17 protein-coding genes, 1 tRNA gene and 1 rRNA gene are annotated in these 18,598 nt (G+C 69.6%); 6 read left to right on the forward strand and 13 right to left on the reverse strand.

The features are described 5' to 3' along the window. Positions 1 to 75 (reverse strand): 16S ribosomal RNA (locus F784_RS0116805); the annotation flags it as partial. A 324-nt stretch (positions 76 to 399) separates the two neighbouring features. Here F784_RS0116805 and menC point away from each other — a divergent pair. Together menC and F784_RS0116815 are read left to right on the forward strand one after the other, a co-directional pair. Continuing rightward, positions 400 to 1,509, forward strand: coding sequence for an o-succinylbenzoate synthase (menC, locus tag F784_RS0116810; protein ID WP_019587894.1), 1,110 nt, complete (start codon positions 400 to 402; stop codon positions 1,507 to 1,509). Continuing rightward, positions 1,506 to 2,297, forward strand: coding sequence for a hypothetical protein (locus F784_RS0116815; protein ID WP_019587895.1), 792 nt, complete (start codon positions 1,506 to 1,508; stop codon positions 2,295 to 2,297). Before menC ends, F784_RS0116815 begins: the two co-directional genes overlap by 4 nt. 48 nt (positions 2,298 to 2,345) lie before the next feature. On the opposite strand, the gene F784_RS0116820 is transcribed toward F784_RS0116815, so the two are convergent. The 3 genes from F784_RS0116820 to F784_RS0116830 form a co-directional block, all read right to left on the reverse strand. Continuing rightward, the gene (locus F784_RS0116820) at positions 2,346 to 2,936 is read right to left on the reverse strand and encodes a DUF4384 domain-containing protein (protein WP_019587896.1); all 591 of its coding nucleotides are present in this window, start codon (positions 2,934 to 2,936) and stop codon (positions 2,346 to 2,348) included. Between the two features lie 215 nt (positions 2,937 to 3,151). Continuing rightward, positions 3,152 to 3,225: transfer RNA gene (locus F784_RS0116825), tRNA-Gln, on the reverse strand. 50 nt (positions 3,226 to 3,275) lie between these two features. Beyond that, positions 3,276 to 5,912 (reverse strand): DEAD/DEAH box helicase, encoded by a 2,637-nt coding sequence (locus F784_RS0116830; protein ID WP_019587897.1) that lies wholly within the window; start codon positions 5,910 to 5,912, stop codon positions 3,276 to 3,278. A 143-nt stretch (positions 5,913 to 6,055) separates the two neighbouring features. Between F784_RS0116830 and F784_RS27635 the strand changes: the two genes are divergently transcribed. Continuing rightward, on the forward strand, positions 6,056 to 7,723 hold the full coding sequence (locus tag F784_RS27635; protein WP_019587898.1) for a sensor histidine kinase: 1,668 nt from the start codon (positions 6,056 to 6,058) through the stop codon (positions 7,721 to 7,723). A gap of 1 nt (position 7,724) precedes the next feature. Here the strand turns inward: F784_RS27635 and F784_RS0116840 are convergent, their stop codons facing one another. The 7 genes from F784_RS0116840 to F784_RS0116865 form a co-directional block, all read right to left on the reverse strand. Then, positions 7,725 to 8,729, reverse strand: a complete 1,005-nt coding sequence (locus F784_RS0116840; protein WP_026332536.1) for a 4Fe-4S dicluster domain-containing protein — start codon at positions 8,727 to 8,729, stop codon at positions 7,725 to 7,727. Between the two features lie 54 nt (positions 8,730 to 8,783). Then, a complete protein-coding gene (locus F784_RS0116845) occupies positions 8,784 to 9,170 on the reverse strand; it encodes a YbaN family protein (protein ID WP_026332537.1) in 387 nt (128 codons plus the stop codon). A 134-nt stretch (positions 9,171 to 9,304) separates the two neighbouring features. Next, positions 9,305 to 11,125, reverse strand: coding sequence for a glutamine--fructose-6-phosphate transaminase (isomerizing) (glmS, locus tag F784_RS0116850; protein ID WP_019587901.1), 1,821 nt, complete (start codon positions 11,123 to 11,125; stop codon positions 9,305 to 9,307). A 309-nt stretch (positions 11,126 to 11,434) separates the two neighbouring features. Then, positions 11,435 to 11,632, reverse strand: coding sequence for a hypothetical protein (locus F784_RS27305; protein ID WP_245557919.1), 198 nt, complete (start codon positions 11,630 to 11,632; stop codon positions 11,435 to 11,437). Further along, entirely contained in the window at positions 11,629 to 12,774 is a 1,146-nt protein-coding gene (locus F784_RS23645) for a deoxyribodipyrimidine photo-lyase (RefSeq protein ID WP_245557920.1), read from the reverse strand. Before F784_RS23645 ends, F784_RS27305 begins: the two co-directional genes overlap by 4 nt. Positions 12,775 to 12,829: 55 nt before the next feature. Then, the gene (locus tag F784_RS0116860) at positions 12,830 to 14,032 is read right to left on the reverse strand and encodes a trans-sulfuration enzyme family protein (protein ID WP_019587902.1); all 1,203 of its coding nucleotides are present in this window, start codon (positions 14,030 to 14,032) and stop codon (positions 12,830 to 12,832) included. 51 nt (positions 14,033 to 14,083) lie between these two features. Further along, a complete protein-coding gene (locus tag F784_RS0116865; protein ID WP_019587903.1) occupies positions 14,084 to 14,734 on the reverse strand; it encodes a trimeric intracellular cation channel family protein in 651 nt (216 codons plus the stop codon). A 156-nt stretch (positions 14,735 to 14,890) separates the two neighbouring features. On the opposite strand from F784_RS0116865, the gene rpmF reads away from it, so the two are divergent. Genes rpmF through F784_RS0116880 form a run of 3 tightly spaced genes read left to right on the forward strand, consistent with a single transcriptional unit; the run spans position 14,891 to position 16,481 of the window. Beyond that, a complete protein-coding gene (gene rpmF, locus F784_RS0116870) occupies positions 14,891 to 15,073 on the forward strand; it encodes a 50S ribosomal protein L32 (protein WP_019587904.1) in 183 nt (60 codons plus the stop codon). A 60-nt stretch (positions 15,074 to 15,133) separates the two neighbouring features. Beyond that, positions 15,134 to 15,709, forward strand: coding sequence for a pyridoxamine 5'-phosphate oxidase family protein (locus tag F784_RS0116875; RefSeq protein ID WP_019587905.1), 576 nt, complete (start codon positions 15,134 to 15,136; stop codon positions 15,707 to 15,709). Between the two features lie 7 nt (positions 15,710 to 15,716). Continuing rightward, on the forward strand, positions 15,717 to 16,481 hold the full coding sequence (locus F784_RS0116880) for a class I SAM-dependent methyltransferase (protein WP_019587906.1): 765 nt from the start codon (positions 15,717 to 15,719) through the stop codon (positions 16,479 to 16,481). A 3-nt stretch (positions 16,482 to 16,484) separates the two neighbouring features. On the opposite strand, the gene ubiE is transcribed toward F784_RS0116880, so the two are convergent. After that, a complete protein-coding gene (gene ubiE / locus F784_RS0116885; protein ID WP_026332539.1) occupies positions 16,485 to 17,225 on the reverse strand; it encodes a bifunctional demethylmenaquinone methyltransferase/2-methoxy-6-polyprenyl-1,4-benzoquinol methylase UbiE in 741 nt (246 codons plus the stop codon). Positions 17,226 to 17,305: 80 nt separating this feature from the next. After that, positions 17,306 to 18,496: a glycine C-acetyltransferase gene (locus tag F784_RS0116890; RefSeq protein WP_019587908.1), complete on the reverse strand. Its 1,191-nt coding sequence runs from the start codon at positions 18,494 to 18,496 to the stop codon at positions 17,306 to 17,308. Between the last annotated feature and the right edge of the window lie 102 nt (positions 18,497 to 18,598).

Here is an 18,598-nt window from a genome sequence, read left to right on the forward strand (position 1 = left end):
AGATACCCGTTCGACTTGCATGTCTTAAGCACGCCGCCAGCGTTCACCCTGAGCCAGGATCAAACTCTCCATAAAATGGTTCAGCAACCTCTTCCGAGGATTGTTGATGTGTTTGATGCCTCGCTTGCGCTTGGCTTCGAGCCTCTCGGCTCTTCACGAGTCTGGAGACCCCCGGGGGGAAGTCCGCTCGCACCACCCTGTCAGGTGGCCCTGCTCTCGCATCTCTGCTCTTCCCTTGTCATGCGTCCCGCCTCGCTTGAGGCTCAGAAAAGATACAGGGCACACTGCTGCCTGTCAACCCCTCCCCTACGACTCTCGATGAGATCTGAAGAAGTGCGTCCTGGCAGGGCTCTTCACCATATGCGGGTTCGCTTTACCTCACCCTCCATACTGGGACGTATGTTCAGAATCGAGGCCGCCGAGGTGCTGCTGGTCCGCCTGCCGCTAAAGTTCCGGTTCGAGACAAGTTTCGGGGTGCAGACCGAGAAGCTGATTCCCCTGCTGGTGCTTCATGGGGACGGCCTGCAGGGGCTGAGCGAGGGAACGATGGAGGCCGCGCCGATGTACCGCGAGGAGACTATCGTGGGGGCGCTGAGCCTATTACGTGAGGTGTTTCTGCCGCGCGTCCTGGGCCGCTCCTTCGCCAACCCACAGGCTCTGGAGGCGGCGCTGGGCGATTTTCGGGGCAACCGCATGGCCCGGGCGATGGTCGAGATGGCCGCGTGGGACCTGTGGGCCAAGACCCTGGACGTCCCGCTGGGAACACTGCTCGGCGGACACAAGACGGAAGTGGAGGTTGGGGTGAGCCTCGGAATTCAGCCGGATGAGGCGGCGACCGTGGATGTGGTGCGGCGGCACGTGGAGCAGGGCTACCGACGCATCAAACTGAAGATCAAGCCGGGCTGGGACGTGCAACCGGTGCGCGCGGCTCGGGAGGCTTTTCCCGACATTCGCCTGACCGTGGACGCCAACAGTGCCTACACGCTGGCGGACTCGGGACGGCTGGCCGCACTCGACGCCTACAACCTGACGTACATCGAGCAGCCACTCGCCTGGGACGACCTGGTGGACCACGCCGAACTGCAACGCCGCCTGGGCACGCCCCTGTGCCTGGACGAGAGTGTGGCGAGCGCGCAGGACGCCCGCAAGGGGTTGGGCCTGGGGTCGGGCCGGGTCATCAACGTGAAGGTGGCGCGGGTGGGGGGGCACGCGGAGGCCCGCCGTGTTCATGACATGGCGGCCGCATTCGGGGCGCCCGTGTGGTGCGGCGGCATGTTGGAAAGCGGCGTGGGCCGGGCCCACAACATCCACCTCTCAACCCTGCCGAACTTCAAACTGCCGGGCGACACCAGCAGTGCCAGTCGGTACTGGGACACCGACGTGGTGAACGAGGGGTTGGAGGCCACGAACGGCCTGATGCCCGTACCACGGGGGCCCGGCATCGGCGTCACGCTGAACCGGGAGTTCATCTCGGGAGTCTGCGAGCTGGAAGAGGAGTACCGGGCTTGAGCGGAGGGGCGGACCGGACCTTCGTGATCCGGGACGTCACGGACCCCTGGGAGATGCGCGCTCTGGAGGACGTGCAGGTGCAGGCCTGGGGCTACAGCGACCGCGAGGTGCTGCCCGCCACCATGTTCCGCATCGGGGCGCACACCGGGGCGGTTGTACTGGGCGCGTATCCAGCCGGGGAAGGTGCCTCTCCCCTCCCCTTCGGCCTGGCCTACGGATTCCCGGCGCTGCGGGAAGGCCAGGTGTGGCACCACTCGCACCTGCTGGCCCTCCATCCCGACTGGCGGGGAAGCGGCGCGGCCACGGCCCTCAAGTTCGCGCAGCGGGAACGGGCACTTGCGCAGGGCCTGACGCGCATGACTTGGACCTTTGACCCACTCGTCACGCGCAACGCCCGGCTGAACCTGGGCAAGCTGGGCGCCCGGGCGGTGAGCTACCACGCCGACTGGTACGCGCTGGGCGAGTCGCGGGAGACGGCCTTTCCCGCCGACCGACTGATGATCGAGTGGGGCCTGACCCGGCCGCACACTGAGCACCCTGCTCCACCTCCGAGCGGAGTGCGGGTGCTGGAGGCGCAGGGGGACTTGCCGGGTCCACCCCAGCTGGACCTCACGGCGCCGCGGCTTCTCGCCGAGGTGCCCCTTCAGGCCGTCACACTCCCTGAGGCAGTCCGCCTGGCCTGGCGCCTGGCCCTGAGGGCCGCGCTGGGGACCTACCTGGAACGGGGATATGCGGCGACGGACCTCGCGCGGGAGGGGGAACGGGCCTTTTACGTCCTGACGCGCTGAATGGGAAAACGGGCACCCCGCAGGATGCCCGCCGCGAAAACCAAACGCTCAGTAGGTGGCGTTGAAGAAGGCCGTGTCGCTGACCCAGTCCTGCTGGGGGATAGGCTGCTCGACGGGGTTCACCACGATGCTGAGGGCCTGGGCGAGACGCTTCTCCCCCTGGGGCTTGACGTCGGCGAAGGGCTGGCCCGCCCGGAAGGAGCTGAGTTCCGAGAGGTCGAGCTGGCGGCGGCTGGCGACAACCAGCACCTTGTTCAGGCCAGGAGTGCCGCCCACGTTGAACACGAAGTTGTCCCCCTGGGCGGGGAAGCTGCGAACCTGACCCGCGCGGACGAAGTTGCTCCCACCCAGACGGTTGGGGAGAACCTGATCCACGCTGCCACTCGGATCGACCGAGAAGAGGTACACGTAGGCGTCCTCGTTCACGCGGACCGACACACGGATGCGGTCGCCGATGCGGTAGTTGGGCGTGTAAGAGCCGCTGGGATCGCGGTCCACCCACACCTGCGCGTTCAGCGTGGTGGGCACGGGGTTCACGATGATGCTCTGCGCGCTGACCCGGGGCGTGGCGTGGGCAGGAGAGGCGAGCGGGGCCAGCAGGGAAGCGGTCAGGGCGAGCAGGATGGCGGGCTTCTTCATGTCGTCTCCTCGGCAGAGGTCACCGTGCCGGGCACGTCCCAGCGCAGGAGTTCGGGCAACCTCTCTTGTAGGTCCAGCCTAGGCCCGCCCGCCTGACGCCGGGTGAAGCGCACCTGACCGAACGTGAGCCGGGGCAGGATTCACGCTCATGAGAGGGGCACGGGAACGAAAGAGAGGAGGCGGAACCTGGGGCAGTTCCGCCTCACTCTCTCTGCTGGCTGGGGCACAAGGATTCGAACCTTGACTAACAGTTCCAAAGACTGCTGTGCTGCCATTACACAATGCCCCAACGCCGGGTGCCAGAGCGCAGTGGAGTATAGCCGCGCCCCGAGGAGGGGGTCAACTGCCTGGGGCCACCGCCATCCCGCTCGCCCTTTCGATCACGGTGAGGCCAGCGAACTTCAGCAGCAGCCGTTTCTGACCCACACCGGGGAAGTACGCCAGGACCTCGCGGCGTTCCCCCTGCCCGAAGCCCTGCAGGAACACGCCGTCGCCAAACTTGGCGTGGCGCAGTCGCAGCGGTTCGGTGGTGCTGACCACCCGCTGAATCTCACGGCTGGGAATGCCAAGCCGGGCGCTGACCTCCGGCAGGCTGAGGCCTTGCAGATCGAGAAGTTCGCGCGCCTGGAGAGGCCAGGAGGGCGGCAGAGCGGGAACTTCCGGCAGGGTGACCGCGTCCGGCTCGGGCTCGGCGGCGGGCCGAACGCCCAGCAGGGCTTCCAAAAAGGCGCGGGTGGCGTGCTTGTCAGTGGGGCGGCGCTCGCCACTGCTCAAAAAGGGTGCATAGCAGCGGCTCACCGCGATGCACTCGTAGCAGCCGTGCGGCTCCTTGCAGCAGGTCTTGGCCGTCAGGTCGAGGGCACGACGCAGCAGGTCATCCAGGTTCTCGAAGGCGCGGCGGCTGACGCCCAGGCCGCCCAGCCAGTCGTCGTACAGGAAGAAATAGTTGTCGCGCCCCTCGCGGAAGGCCCCGGCGAGGTCGTTCTCGTCGCAGGCGATGCGCTCTGGGGTTACCTTTTGCAGCAGGTGCTTGAGGGTGTGGGCGACGGCCGTGGGCTGCTCGGTCGCGCGGGCGTCCACCCCGACTTCCAGGGCGGAGGTGCGAAAAGGGGGAAGTTCCAGTGGCTCGTCGTAGAGGTGTTCAGAGAGCTTGTGATCCTGCATCCGGTCCTGAATGCGGCCCCCGCAGGTGCGGCACACCCGCTCGGTCGGCTCGGGTTCGCGGTCGCAGCCGGTGCAGACGCGCTCGAAGACCTGGCGCATCATCATGAAGCCCGAGTAGCGGCGGCGGATCACGACCTCGCCGTGGCGGTAGGCGAGGGGGCCGCGCCGCACCCAGTCGCCCATCTTCACCGGGCTCACCTCGATGGAGTACAGGCCGCGCGTGAAGAGGTTGGCGGCGTCGAACCGCTCGACCAGGATCGCGGTTCCGGCGGGGTGCTTCTCCCAGCGCGTCACCTTGTACCCCTGCCCATCGAGGGTGAAGACGGCCCCCTCGTGCTTCTCGGTGAGGGCGTAGTGCTGGCTGGGCGATTCGAGGGGGGTGTCGAAGGCGCGCGGTCCCTTAACTTCCCAGTCCGTCTCCTCAATGACCGCGAACTTGGCGCTGCCTTCGCCGCGCAAGTTCCAGTATTTGGGGCTGGCGGTCGGCTCGAAGGGCAATCGGGCGGCCCGGAATTCCTCGCTCGCGCGGGCGCGGTGGCGGGGGGAGAGGTAGGGATTCTCCGCCTCCACCACCGCCTTCTCAATTGGGCCGGTGACCAGTTCGCGGAAGTTCCCGGCGTTGGAGTAGAAGGCGTCCACCGGCTGCGGCACGCCCTGCTCGTTGAGCGCGGGGAGGTAGAGAACGAGCCCCGGTGCCACCCGTCCCGCCCGGCCCGCCATCTGCCGGAAGGCCATGCGCGAGCCGGGATAACCGTCGATGATGACGACCTCCAGGTCGCCGATGTCCACCCCGGCCTCCAGCGCGTTCGTGGCGAACATCACCCCATTGCGGGCGCGGCGAAACTCGCTCAGGCGGCCCTCGCGGTCGGAGGTGCCCGCCATGTAGAGGTGGACGTGGCGGGCGTAGAGGGGCTGGGCGCGGTAGGTGGAGTACAGCCGGGCGGCGCGGGAACGGCCCCGGAAAAAGGCCAGGACCTTGAGGTCACGCGCCACGCTGGCGCTCACCACCGCGTCCCAGAAGCGGCGGGGCTGCCCCCGGTGGTCGGCGAGGTAATACCGCTTGCCGTGCCGCTCGGCGCCCGACTCGCTGACGTGAGCGGTGTCCACGCCGGTCAACTCCCGCGCGAACTCGGCGGGGTTGCCGATGGTCGCCGTGGAGAGGACGACCTGGGGGTTCGCGCCGAGCGCCCGCGCCAGCCCCAGCAGTCGGCGCAGCATCCCCGCCACCTCGGAGCCGAAGCCGCCCCGGTAGGTATGCGCCTCGTCCAGCACGATAAAGGAGAGCCGGGCGAGGAAGTCGCGCACCCGGGGATTCGTCAGCGACCAGTGGAGCTTGTCGGGCGTCGCCGTGACCATCCGCACGCCGGGACGAAACACATCCTTCGGGTCCGCGTTGCCCTGGAAAGCGCTGATCTCCCACCCGAACCCGCCGCGCTCGCGAAACGCCGCCAGCTTGTCGCGCTGGTCCTGGCCCAGGGCGACGAGAGGGTACACGAAGAGGGCTGTGGCGTCCGGGTCGCGTTCCAGCCGCTCGAAGACGGCGGGGAAGAAGGCGCCCGTCTTGCCGCTCGCGGTCGGGGTGGTCACGATCACGTGCTGCCCGTCGCGCATCAGGCGGTAGGTCTCGGCCTGATGGCTGAAGACGCGGGGAAAGCCGAAGCCATGCGCCACTGCCTCTGACCAGCTCAGGTCCGCCGCATCGAGCGTGCGGGCGGGGGCGGGCTCGTCCTCGTGGAGGAGGGCCGCGCCCCCGCCCAGGATGTCGCGCAAAAACCCCTCCAGCCGGGTGTAGGGGGAGCGGGCGGGGAACACGCCCCTCAGTGTAGGGCGGACGGGAAGGGAGGGGCCGGGAGCGGCATCACGGTCGTCCCCGGAATGTGCCCCGGCGCTTTGCCATTCCCGGCCCAGGCTCTAGGCTGTCCCCATGCCGTCTTCCTCACGGTGGGGGCGCCCGCGTGGCTGATCCCACCGTGCCCCCCGCCCCCACCCCGCCAGTCGAGCCACCGCCGCAGGCCCTGCTCGACGCCTTGAAAAGCCACGTCGCCATCGTGGACCGCCGGGGGGTGATCGTGGGCGTGAACCGCTCGTGGCGGGCATTTGCCGAACTGAACGGCGGGGACCCGGCCTCCAGCGGGGTGGGCAGCAACTACCTGGAGGCCTCCGCGCCGCACTCCACCATGCAGGCGGGGCTGCGGGCGGTGCTGGACGGCGAACGGTCCGAGTTCGAGCTGACCTACCCCTGCCACGCGCCGGGCGAGCGCCGCTGGTTCCGGGTGCGGGTCACGCCGCTGGGCGAGCGGGGCGAGGTCACGCACGCCTTTGTCGAACACCTCAACGTCACGCCGGAGGCCCGGGGCCGGGAGGAGCTGCGCCGCACGCACCTCGAACTCAGGACCCGCGTCGGCGACCGCACCGCCGAGCTGGAGCGCCACACCCGGGACCTGGAGGACCGGGCCGGGGCGCTGGAGGCCTTCGCGCAGTTCACCGAGGTCGCCGCCACCACCACCGACCCCCAGGAACTGGCCCGGCACGCCGCCAGGGTGCTGGGGGCCACCCTGGGGGACGTGGCGGTCGGCTACTACGAGCGGGGCGCGGCGGGGTGGCAGGCCCACAGCCTGTCGGGGGGGCTGCCCGCCGAGGTGGAGGCGGACCTGGGCGCCGACTTCCCAGCCCAGCTCCCGGATGAGCTCCCCAGCGGGGAGGCGGTCTTCCAGGAGGCCGGGGCCACGGACGGCGTGAAGCCCTTCGGCGCGACGGCCCTGCTGCCGCTCACGCTGCACCGCCCGGGCGACGCCCTGCTGGTGATGGGCACCCTCACGCACGATCTCTGGCCCGAGGGGGCCCGCGCCGTCTTCCGGGCGGTGGGGCGCAGCTTTGCCCTCGCGCTGGAGAGGGCCGAGCAGGCCCGGCACCTCGCCGAGCAGGGGGCGCGGCTGGCTGAGCTGAACGCGGAACTCACGGCCTACACGACGGGGCTGTCCCGCGACCTGCGCGACCCGGCCCGCCGCATCGCGGGCTTCGCGGGTCTGCTGGAAGCCCGGCTGGCGGAGGGCGACCCGACGGTGCGGCGGCACCTGGGCATCATCCGCTCGGAGACGGGGCGGCTTCAGGCGCTGGTGGAGGACCTGGCGCAACTCCGACCCCTCCAGGAGCGGCACCTGAGCCCTCTGCCACTCGCCCTGGCGCCCCTGGTCGTGCAGGTCCGCAGCGACCTGGGACACGTAACGCGGGGGCGGCGAATCTCTTGGACCGTCGGCGCGCTGCCCACCGTTCACGCCGACCACCTGCTGCTGCGCCAGGTGCTCACCCACCTGCTGCACAACGCTCTGAAGTTCACCGGGGGGCGCGACCCAGCCCGCATTGGGGTGGGCGGCGAGGAGCGGGAGGAAGACACGCTCGTCTGGGTCCGGGACAACGGGGTGGGCTTTGATCCCGAGCAGGCCGAGCGCCTCTTTCAGGTGTTCATCCGGCTGCACGGCGACGAGTACGAGGGCAGCGGAGTGGGCCTTGCCAACGTCCGGCGCATCGTTCACCGCCACGGGGGGCAGGTCTGGGCCGAGGGGGAACCCGGGGTGGGCGCTACCTTCTTCTTCACGCTGCCGCGGCCCACTGCGCCCTCCTAAATCACATCGCCGAGTCGCTGTCGCGCAGCAGGATGGGCGGCCCGAAGGCGGCGGGGAGCCACTCCTCCTGCGCGTGGATGGCCCCCGGCGGGCACGAGTGCAGGCAGGCCATGCAGCCCGTGCAGGCGGAGAGGTCGAGCAGGAGCTCCGCGCCCCCCTCCGGCTTGAGGTCGCGGGTGATCGCCTGGGTCGGGCAGACGTTCGAGCAGACCGGGCAGTCGATGCAGGAGTCGTCCACCAGCGGGGCGGGCCAGTGGACCCCCGCGTCCGGCGCCGGGGCGGGGACGAGCGAACGCGCCCGCCAGCGCCACTCCTCGGGCGTGCGCTCCCGGGGCTGGCTCCAGTCCACGAAGGGCAGCGGCCGCTCGGGGATGGCCTGGGCGACCTGTTGCCGCCCCGCGCGCAGCAGGCTGGCGAAGGCTCCCCGGCGCGAGACGCGCACGGCCCGGTCGCGGTCTTCCGGGGTGGCGGCCCGCACTGTCACCTGGGCGGGTTGCCCCGTCGCCTCTCGCAGGAGCTGCGCCTCCCCCACCACCCGGTTCAGGCGCTCGGGCACGTCGGGGGCTCCGACCGGGCAGCCTGAACACTCCCCGTGCAGCAGGGTGAGGGGAATGCCCCAGGCCCCGCTGGCGGCGACCACGGCAGGCGTCACCCGGCCCAGGCACGGCAGGGTGGGGCCGCCCGCCCCGCTCTGCGAGCAGGTGAGGGTGGCCTCACCCTCCCCGGTGTTCCCGGCGTCGCGCACGCTCTGAAGGGGCGCGGTGAGGTCATACTCCAGCGCCCCGCTGGGGCAGACCTGCACGCACAGGCCGCAGCCCGTACAGGCCTGCGGGTCAATCTCGATGCTCCGCCCCAGGGGGCCCACTGTGATCGCCTCATGCGGGCAGGTGGTGTGGCAGGCGTCGCAGCCCCCAACCGCCTGACGCTCCAGCAGACAACGCGGCGCCGTGTAGCGCGGCACCGGGTTGCCGTACTCGCCCAAACGGTTCAGAACGCCTTCCAACATGGGCCGAGTCTAGCGGCGCCCGGGGAAGGCGAGTGGAAGCTTGATCCCTGCCCCTCACGGGCGGCGGGTGGGCACCCGCAGGGTGATGAACAGGACGCCCGCCAGCCCCACCAACGCCCACACCAACTGCCCGGCAAGCACGGGAATACGCGGCAGGCTGAACCCCACAGCCACCACGATGCAGGTGCAGGCGATCCACTTCGCCCGCAGCGGCATCCCGCGCCCCTCGCGGTAGTCGCGCACGAGTTCGCCGACCACCGGGCGCGAGAGCAGCCAGGCCTCCCACTTCGGGTTGCCCCGGGCGAAACACGCCGCCGCCAGCACGAACCACACCGTTCCCGGAAAGCCCGGCAGGATCAGGCCCACGAAGCCCAGGCCGGTGAGCACAAAGCCCAGCGCCACCCACAAGGGCCGGACGACCGGAGAGGGAGGCTCACTCATGTCGCTCAGGGTACGGCGTGGGCCGCCCGGCACCTATCCCTGGACACTCCCCTGTCGGTAACCGGGAACCTTGCGCTTCCAGAAACGAAGAGGCGCATCGAACCCACCCCGATGCGCCTCCCCACGAGACCTGCTTACTCGACGGTGACGGACTTTGCCAGGTTCCTCGGCTTATCCACGTCCTTGCCGAGTGCCGTCGCCGTGAAGTAGGCGAGCAGTTGCAGCGCGACCACGTTCACCACCGGGCTCACCATCTCGTGCGCGCGGGGGACGTACAGCACGTCGTCGGCGTGGCGGGCGTTCCCAGTGTCGCCGTCGGAGAGGAGGGCGATCACCCGGCCGGAGCGGGCGCGGACCTCCTGGACGTTGGAGATCGTCTTTTCGAGGAGGGGACTCTCGGTGGCGACGACCACGACGGGCAGGTTCTCGTCGATCAGGGCGATGGGGCCGTGCTTCATCTCGCCCGCCGCATAGGCCTCGGCGTGGATATAGCTGATCTCCTTGAGCTTCAGGGCGCCCTCGAAGGCGGTCGGCGCGTTCACCCCGCGGCCCAGGAAGAGGTAGTCGCGCGCCCCGGCGTACTTCTCGGCGACCTGCCTGATCTTCTCCACCCGCTCGGGCGCCAGCGCCTCCTCGACCAAACGGGGCAGCTCGCGGGCGGCGTGGAGGAGTTCCTGCGCCTGGTCCTCGGTGAGCGTGCCGCGCGCCCGGCCCAGCCAGAGGGCGAGCAGCACGAAGGCGCTCACCATCGACGTGTACGCCTTGGTACTCGCCACCCCGATCTCCGGCCCGGCGTGGATGTACAGGGTGTCGTCGAGTTCGCGGGTCATGGAGCTGCCCTTGGCGTTGATCACGCCCAGGGTCTTCGCGCCGCCCTTCTTCGCCTCGCGCAGGGCTTCGAGCGTGTCGATGGTCTCGCCCGACTGGCTCACCACGATGGCGAGGGTGTTCTCGCTCACCAGGGGGTTGCGGTAGCGGTACTCGGAGGCCACGTCCACTTCAACGGGAATGCGTGCTAGCCCCTCGATCAGGTACTCGCCGACCAGCCCGGCGTAGTACGCGGTGCCGCAGGCGATGATCGAGATGCGCTTGAATGAGGACGGGTCGAGCCCGATGTCGAGGTTCACCTCGCCCGTGTCGTCGTGCAGGCGGCCAATCAGGGTGTTCGTCAGGGCGGTGGGCTGCTCGTAGATCTCCTTGAGCATGTAGGTGTCGTAGCCGCCCTTTTCCGCCGCCTCGGCGTCCCACTCGATGTGCTCGATGGAACGCTCGACGAGGTTGCCCGCCAGGTCCGTCACCCGGAAGCCGTCGTCGTTGAGCACCACCATGTCGCCGTCGTGCAGGAACACCATGTTGCGGGTGTAGGGCAGCAGGGCGGGCACGTCGGAGGCGAGGAACATCTCGCCCTCGCCCACGCCCATCACCAGGGGGCTGACGGTGCGGGCCGCGACGATCTCGCGGTGATCGACATGGGTGACCACGATGCCGTAGGCGCCGCGCACCTGGCCGAGTGCCGTGCGGACCGCCTCATACAGGTCACCCGAGTACGCCTCCTCGATCAGGTGGGCGAGCACCTCCGAGTCGGTCTCGGACTTGAAGGTGTGGCCGCGCGAGATCAGGCCCTCCTTCAGCGACAGGTAGTTCTCGATGATCCCATTGTGGATGATGACGATCCGGCCGTCCTCGGTGGCGTGGGGGTGCGCGTTCGTGTCGTTGGGCAGGCCGTGGGTGGCCCAGCGGGTGTGGCCGATGCCCAGCGTGCCCGCCAGCGGCGTCTGCTCCAGCTCCCCGCTGAGATTGGCGAGCTTCCCGGCCTTCTTCTTCACGGTGATGCAGGCGCCGTCGCCCACCGCCACGCCCGCGCTGTCGTAGCCGCGATATTCCAGCCTGGAAAGGCCCGAGATCAGAACGTCCTGCGCCTGCCGGGTGCCGATATAACCGACGATTCCGCACATACATACTCCTTGACCCGCACCTGGGACAGGGCGGGCGGTGTCTTTGGGTTGGGTTGTGGCACCGCGCGGCCTTATGTCCACGTCACCGTGGGGGTTATCGCCGCGCTTCCTTCCGGCTGGAAGTCGGGGAGGCCCGTGCCGGGCCTGGGGGCATCCGCAGAACTTCGCTCACCCCCACCTCGTCTTCTGCCCCGCTGGGGGCAGACCTTGCGCTTCCCGTGTTATGTGAACCGGACACCAACGGTTCAGGCGGCAGCATAGCACCCCAACTTGAGCCAGGTGTGCAAGATGCTCAGGGGATTGGGCTGTTCAACTCCAGCGGTGCGCGTACGCCTCCGCGTCGAACTTGCGGTTCAGGCCGCTCGCGGCGAGGTAGCGGACCATCCCGAAGATCGGGCGACGGGCCCAGGGGCGGTCGTGCAGGCCGAAGACCCAGCCCACGCTGGCGTAGGAGTTGGCGTCGCGGCCGTCGAGTTCATACCGGTTGTTGAGCCACAGGGTCGTCACGTAGCCTCCTGGGGCGTGGCAGTCCATTCCAGGATCTTCTTGCCCCAGTACATCCGCATGGAGTTGTGCATCCGGCCCGTGCGGACCATCTCGGTATGGGCGGCGTTCCAGTAGCGGTCGTGGGTCCGCGCCGCGTCGAGTTCCTCCCGGGTGTACAGGTGCGGGCGGGGGTCGGCGGCGTGCTCCTCCAGCGTGCCCCGGGCCCAATTGGGCAGCCCCTCGTAGCGGTCGTAGGCGGGGTTGAATTCGCAGTGGTTGAAGCTGAGTTCCCGGCGAACGATCATCTCCTCCAGGAAGGCGTCGAGACCCGGGCCACCGTCCGAGTGCTCCCGCGCCGCGAGGGCCGCCGTCAGGGGTGAGAGGTGGCCGTAATGTAGGTAGGCGCTCAGGCGGCTGCCCCCGTCCACGTTGGGGTCGCGCCGCCCGGAGTCGTAGGAGGGCAGCAGGCGGGTGACGAAATGGTCCAGCCGCGCCAGTGCCTTGGCCTCGCCCCCCTCCTCCTCGCCGGGGGGCACGCTGTTGTCCAGGCCGAGTGCGCGCACGGTGAGCGCGGGGTCGCTCACGTCCAGGCCGGGGTCCCAGTCGGGGTGGCCCTGTGCCCCCTCCTCCACGTCCAGGGGCATCAGAAACCGCTCCAGCAGGCGGTGGAGTTTGGGCCGCAGGGTCCGGGCCCCCACCTCCGACCGGTTCGAGACGGTGTGGATGGGCACCACAGCGTCAGACTCCACCTGCACGAAGGGCACCGTGAGCCGCCCCGCGAGGTCGGCCCGCCACTGCCGCCCGGGACGCAGATACCCCCGGTCGGTAACGACGAGGCTGGCCCCCTGAGCGGCCTTGAACACCTCATCCGGTGTATTTCCGACCCGGATAGAGAGGGGGATACCGCGCTCAGCCAACCCCTTTCTCAGATCCCGCAGGCCCTCCAGCAGATACTGGAAGTGCCGGGCGTTGGCCTCCGGGTAGTCGGGATTCAGGCCGAAGACAGCGGCGAGGGGCTGGCCCAGACGCCGGGCCTCGCGCACCGCGTATTCGAGGGCGTGGTTGTCGTGGGTGCGCGCGCTCGACTGCACCCACAGCAGCACGAAGCCGCCCCGCCCCGGCTCGCCCGGCCGGAGGACCTGCACCCGTTCTGGCTGAGTCATGGCCGGGTTGTACCCCAGGGGGCACCGGGCAGACGGTATGCGATGCCGCCGAACCTCAGCGCGCGGCGGCCACGGGCACCCGCTCCAGTGCCCCCAGCACGTCCTCGATCAGGTCCCCCGCGTCCTCGATGCCCACGGAGAGGCGGACCAGCCCCGGGGTCACGCCCTGGCGCTCAAGCGTCTCCTCGCCGAGGAGGTGGTGGGTGGTGCTGCCCGGGTGGCACGACAAGCTTTCCACGTCCCCGAGGCTGACCGCCTGGGTGAAGAGCCGCAGCCCATCGAGGAAGGCAAAGGCTGCCTCCGCTGAGCCCAGGTCGAGGCTGAGCAGGCCGCCGAAGGCGCGCATCTGCTGGGCGGCGACCTTGTGTGCGGGGTGGGTGGGCAGGCCGGGGTAATGGAGGGCCTTCAGGGCCGGGTGCCCCTGCAGTGCCTCCGCTAGCGCGGCCGCGTTCGCGCAGTGGGCCTCCATCCGCAGCGGGAGGGTCTTGAGGCCACGCAGCAGCAGGTACGCCTCAAAGGGGCCGAGGACCGAGCCCACGTGCCGCAGCCCGTGCAGCCGCAACCCCGCCACCAGTTCGGTGCGGCCCGCGACCACCCCCGCGATTACGTCGCCGTGGCCACCCAGGTACTTCGTCGCGGAGTGCATGACCAGGTCGGCGCCGTGCTCCAGGGGGCGGGTCAGGTAGGGGGTGGAGAAGGTGTTGTCCACGACGACGAAGGCCCCCGCCGCGCGAGCCACCTCCGAGGCCGCCCGCAGGTCCACGATCTTCAACGTGGGATTGGTGGGCGTCTCCAGCCAGACGAGCCGGGTCCGGCCGGAGACCACCGCACGCAACTCCTCCAGGTCACCCGCCTCGCGCACGGTCACCCCGAAGCGGCCCAGGATGTCGCGCAACAGCCCCTCAGTGCCACCGTACAGCGGGCCGACGAAAGCCACCTCGTCCCCCGAGGTCAGCAGGGTGAGTGCGACGGCGCTCGCCGCCCCCATCCCGCTGCCGAATGCCACCGCGTCCTCCGCCCCCTCCAGGCTCGCCACCTTCTCCTCGAAGGCGCGCACGGTGGGGTTGCCCAGCCGGGAGTAGAAGTAGCCGCTTTCCTCCCCGGCGAAGAGGCGGGCACCCCGTTCGGCGCTGCCGTAGCCGAAGGTGGACGTGGCGTAGATGGGCACGGCGTGCGCGCCCGTCACCGGGTCCAGGGCGTGCCCCGCGTGAACGGCACGGGTGCGGAACCCGGCGGGCCGGGAATCTTGTTTAGACATGATGCCGATTGTACCCTGCTGGCGGAAGGGGGGCTGTGAAGATTGCCGGGCCTAGCCCCCCGGTAGCCGCCGCACGGGGAGCCTCACCCAACCCTGGCGTGAGAGCCAACGCAGCAGCAGGACGAGCAGCGCCCCCCCCAGCTGTGACTGGAAGGGCGTGACGTGAGGGTGGAGCAGGTAGACGGCGGCCGCCCCCGCCGCGGCAGCGGTGGCGTAGAGCTGGTCGCGTCGGTACATCACCTCCGGGACCTCGTTGGCGATCAGGTCGCGGATGATGCCGCCGCCCACGCCGCTGAGCATTCCGGCGAAGGCCACCCCCAGCGGCCCCAGCCCGAAGTTCAGTGCGCCCAGCGCCCCCGACGCCGCGAACAGCGCGAGGCCCAGCGAGTCGAACACGCTGAGCGTCCGCTCGAAGCGGGCCAGCCGCTCCCCGAAGGCGAAGGCGAGGACCGCCCCCAGCAGCGCCACCCACAGGTACGTCTCGTCGCGCAGGAAGAGGGGCGGCGTCTGGCCGGTCAGGGTATCCCGGATCGCACCCCCGCCCACCGCCGTCACGCAGCCCAGCACCAGGACGCCGAACAGGTCGAAGCGTTTCCGCACGGCCAGCAGCGCCCCCGACATGCTGAAGGCCAGGATGCCCACCAAGTCGAGCCAGCGGAGCCCGACCTCCAGCGTCACCGGCGGCAGCGTGAGTTCGTGCATCGCGGGACATGCTAACGCGCTCTTCCTGAGTCGCCGCCCCCCGTGCTATACTCCCCGCTGTTGTCTCGCCCGCGCCGGTAGTCACCGGGGGCAGAGCGCGCCCCGGCGGCCCAGTCCCACTATTTCAAGACGCCGCGTGGCCCGAGGAGAAAGATCATGGCGAAGCATCCCGTTCCCAAGAAGAAGACCAGCAAGAGCAAGCGCGACATGCGCCGCAGCCACCACGCGCTGGTCGCCCCCAACCTGACCGAGTGCCCCCACTGCCACGCCAAGAAGCTTCAGCACCACATCTGCCCGAGCTGCGGCTACTACGCGAACCGTCAGGTTCTCGCGGTCTGAGGTCAACCGAGAGTGAAGGAGGCTCCCACCCGGGGGCCTCTTTCCTTTTACCCTGACGCCATGGCGAAGCAGTTCGACCGCATCCTGCCCGAACACGCGGCGTTTATCGCCCGCCAGCCTCTGTTCTTCACGGGCAGCGCGGCCCCGGGCGGGCGGGTCAACATCTCGCCCAAGGGGCTGGACACGCTGCGGCTGTTCGGCGACCGGACGGCCGCGTATCTCGACCTCACCGGCAGCGGCAACGAGACGGCGGCTCACCTGCGTCTTTCCCCCCGCCTCACGCTGATGTTCTGCGCGTTCGAGGGACCGCCGCTCATCCTGCGGCTGTACGGCACGGCCCGCGTCCTCGCGCTAGGCACACCCGAGTTCGGGGCACGCGCCCCGACCTTCACCCTGTTGCCCGGCACCCGCCAGATCGTCGAACTGGACGTGGACCTGGTACAGACCTCGTGCGGTTTCGGCGTGCCGCTTCTCGACTTCCGTGAGGACCGTTCGGCCCTCACCCGGCAGGCGGAAGCGTGGGGCGAGGACGGCCTGAGAAGCTACTGGGAGCGCAAGAACCAGCAGAGCATAGATGGTTTTCCCACTGGCTTGCTGGAGAGGTCCGGGGACGCTTCCCCCGCGAGCGAAGGATGATCTCCGGATGACAGACTCGCGCCGCCAGTTCAACGCGCATGCCACCAACTACGCGGCCAGCGAGGTCCACCGCCATGGCCCCAGCCTGCCCGTGCTGCTGGAGTACGCCGCGCCGACGCCGGAAGACACCGCACTCGACGTGGCGACCGGGACAGGGAACACCGCGCTGGCCCTGGCCCCTTTTGTGAGACGGGTCATCGGCCTGGACCTCGCCGACGGAATGCTCGCCCACGCCCGCGAACGTGCGGGGCGCGAGGGGCACACGAACGCGACGTTCCAGGAGGGAAGCGCCGAAGCCCTGCCCTTTCCCGACGAGTCCTTCACGCTCGTCACGTCCCGGCATGCACCTCACCACTTCCGCGACCTGGCGGCTTTCTTGCAGGAGGCGTACCGGGTCCTGCACCCAGGCGGGCGGCTGGTGATCGCCGATCAGGTCAGCCCCACACCAGAGCTTCAAGCCTGGGTGGACGAGTTCCAGCGCACCCGTGACCCCAGCCATCACATGCAGCGCACCGTCCAGGCGTGGCGGGACCTGACCCGGGCGGCGGGCTTCACCTGGGCGCGGGACACCCTGGTGCCCTACCGGCTGGAATTCGACTGGTGGACGCGCCAGTCCGGCTGCACACCCGAGGCGGTGGAGCGTCTGCGCGCCCTCACCCGCCGCCTCACACCGGAGCAGCAGGAGGAAGTTGGCCTGATCCACGAGGGCGGAAACCTCGTCACGCACCTGGAACCCATGCTGGTCGTCCGGCTGGACAAACCCGCAGGGTGAGTCCTATCCCTTGTCCCCCACGTGGATCGCCGCGATGCCGAAGGTCAGCAACCGGTAGCGGGTGCGGAAGCCCGTGGCGCGCATAAGCTGAGCCAGGCGCTCGGGGTCGGGGAAGGCGAGCACGCTTTCCGGCAGGTAGGTGTAAGCGCCCGCGTTCCCGCTGACGAGCGCCCCGATGCGCGGCAGAACGTGCTGAAAGTACAGCCGGAAGAGGCTCCCGAACAGACCGGGCCGGGGCGGCGGGAACTCCAGGATGACGAGGCGGCCGCCCGGTGTCAGCACCCGCCACATCTCGGCCAGCCCGCGCGCATAATCCGCAAAGTTGCGGAAGCCGAAGGCGCAGGTCACGGCGTCGAAAGAACCGTCCGGGTACGGAAGATTGAGGGCGTCCCCCTCCTCCAGCCGGATGTTCAGGTGGCGGGCATGGGCCTTCTCCCGCCCGATCTCCAGCATCTCGGGCACGAAGTCGCTGCCGACAACCTCCACCCAGGGAGCCCGGGACTTGAGTTCCAGGGCGAAGTCGGCCGTGCCGGTCGCCACATCGAGCATCCGCCCTGGACTCAGAGCCAGCGCCTCGCGGGCCGCCTCACGCCGCCACGCCCGGTCCACGCCCAGGCTCAGCACCCGGTTGAGCAGGTCGTAGCGGGGGGCGATGGAGGCAAACATGGCCTGCACCTCCCGCCCCTTGTCACGAGGCCCGGTCTGGCGATCACCAACGGGAGGGATGGCCGGGGGAAGCGTCATGGGGCCGATGATAGGGGGGCGGGGCCGGGACAGGGGGAAGGTCGAAGCACCCACTCCTCCCCGAACCCAGCCCTTCCCGCTCAGCCGCCAATGACGGTCAGCGCCCGCCCCACCCGCTCGTACGCCGAGAGGGCCTGGTCCAGGTCCTCCCGCGTGTGCTCGGCGGTCACAATGTTGCGAATGCGGGCCTGGCCCCGCGGCACGGTCGGGAAGCCCAGGCCGACCGCGAAGACCCCCTCGTCCAGCAGGCGGCGGCTGGCCTCGAAGGCAGCGCCCGCCTCACCGAACAGCACGGGCGTGATGGGCGTCTGGCTGCCCATCGTGTCGAAGCCCAGGCGGGCGAGTTCCGCCTTGAAGTAACGGGTGTTGTCCCACAGCCGCTCCATGAACGCGGGCTCGCGCTGCACCAGCTCCAGCGCCGCCGAGAGGGCGCCGACGACGGCGGGCGGCTGCGCGGTCGAGAACAGGTAGGGCCGGGCACGGTTGATCAGGAGCTGGCGCAGGTCGTGGTGCCCCGCCGCGTAGCCGCCAACCACCCCCCACGCCTTACTCAGCGTGCCGACCTGGATCACGTCGTCGGCGTGCTCGTAGCCGAAGTGGTGGACCGTGCCGCGCCCCGCCTCGCCGAGAACGCCCGAGCCGTGCGCGTCGTCCACATAGGTAACGGCCCCGTACTTCCGCGCGACCTCGATCAGACGGTCCAGCGGCGCGATGTCGCCATCCATGCTGAACACGCCGTCGGTCACGACGAGCTTCAGGCCGTCCGTATCGTTCTCAGCCAGCACACGGTCGAGGTCGTCGGGGTCCGCGTGCTTGTAGATCTTCTTGGTGGCCTTGGTCAGCCGCAGACCATCGATGATGCTCGCGTGGTTGAGTTCGTCACTCACCACCAGGTCGCCGGGCTGGAGCAGGGTGCCCAGCACGCCCTGGTTGGTGGTGAAGCCGCTCTGGAGGACGAGGGCGCTGCCCGTGTGCTTGAACCCGGCGAGCTGCTGCTCGAAGTCCTCGTGGATTTGCAGGGTTCCGGCGATGGTCCGCACCGCTCCGGCCCCCGCGCCCCACTCGCGCAGGTATGCCTCAGCGCGGGCCTTGATCTCGGGGTGATCGGCAAACCCCAGGTAGTTATTGGAGGCGAGGTTCACCACGTCCCGCCCGTCCACCCGGGTGCGGGCGCGCTGGGGGGCTTCGAGCACGCGGGGGTGAATCAGCAGGCCCTGGGTCCGCAAGCCCGCGAGTTCCGCGCCCAGACGGTCGGAGAGGGAGGTTGCCATGCCCGCAGTCTAGAGGTTCGGGGGGCGGATCGGGGTTCGCCCGTCCCGTTTGTTCGTCCGCACCGCTCACCCCCGCACCTGTAAGTTTCTGTAAAGAGCGCC

The organism is Deinococcus apachensis DSM 19763, from assembly GCF_000381345.1.
Lineage (GTDB): Bacteria > Deinococcota > Deinococci > Deinococcales > Deinococcaceae > Deinococcus > Deinococcus apachensis.

Bases quoted from the DNA above. Each gene is read 5' to 3' on its own strand.
- F784_RS0116845 (WP_026332537.1), bottom strand. From the start codon at position 9,170: ATGAGTGAGCCTCCCTCTCCGGTCGTCCGGCCCTTGTGGGTGGCGCTG.
- F784_RS0116820 (WP_019587896.1), bottom strand. From the start codon at position 2,936: ATGAAGAAGCCCGCCATCCTGCTCGCCCTGACCGCTTCCCTGCTGGCC.
- F784_RS0116840 (WP_026332536.1), bottom strand. From the start codon at position 8,729: ATGTTGGAAGGCGTTCTGAACCGTTTGGGCGAGTACGGCAACCCGGTG.
- F784_RS0116880 (WP_019587906.1), top strand. From the start codon at position 15,717: ATGACAGACTCGCGCCGCCAGTTCAACGCGCATGCCACCAACTACGCG.
- F784_RS0116875 (WP_019587905.1), top strand. From the start codon at position 15,134: ATGGCGAAGCAGTTCGACCGCATCCTGCCCGAACACGCGGCGTTTATC.
- F784_RS23645 (WP_245557920.1), bottom strand. From the start codon at position 12,774: ATGACTCAGCCAGAACGGGTGCAGGTCCTCCGGCCGGGCGAGCCGGGG.
- F784_RS0116890 (WP_019587908.1), bottom strand. From the start codon at position 18,496: ATGGCAACCTCCCTCTCCGACCGTCTGGGCGCGGAACTCGCGGGCTTG.
- F784_RS0116860 (WP_019587902.1), bottom strand. From the start codon at position 14,032: ATGTCTAAACAAGATTCCCGGCCCGCCGGGTTCCGCACCCGTGCCGTT.
- rpmF (WP_019587904.1), top strand. From the start codon at position 14,891: ATGGCGAAGCATCCCGTTCCCAAGAAGAAGACCAGCAAGAGCAAGCGC.
- menC (WP_019587894.1), top strand. From the start codon at position 400: ATGTTCAGAATCGAGGCCGCCGAGGTGCTGCTGGTCCGCCTGCCGCTA.
- F784_RS0116865 (WP_019587903.1), bottom strand. From the start codon at position 14,734: ATGCACGAACTCACGCTGCCGCCGGTGACGCTGGAGGTCGGGCTCCGC.
- glmS (WP_019587901.1), bottom strand. From the start codon at position 11,125: ATGTGCGGAATCGTCGGTTATATCGGCACCCGGCAGGCGCAGGACGTT.
- ubiE (WP_026332539.1), bottom strand. From the start codon at position 17,225: ATGACGCTTCCCCCGGCCATCCCTCCCGTTGGTGATCGCCAGACCGGG.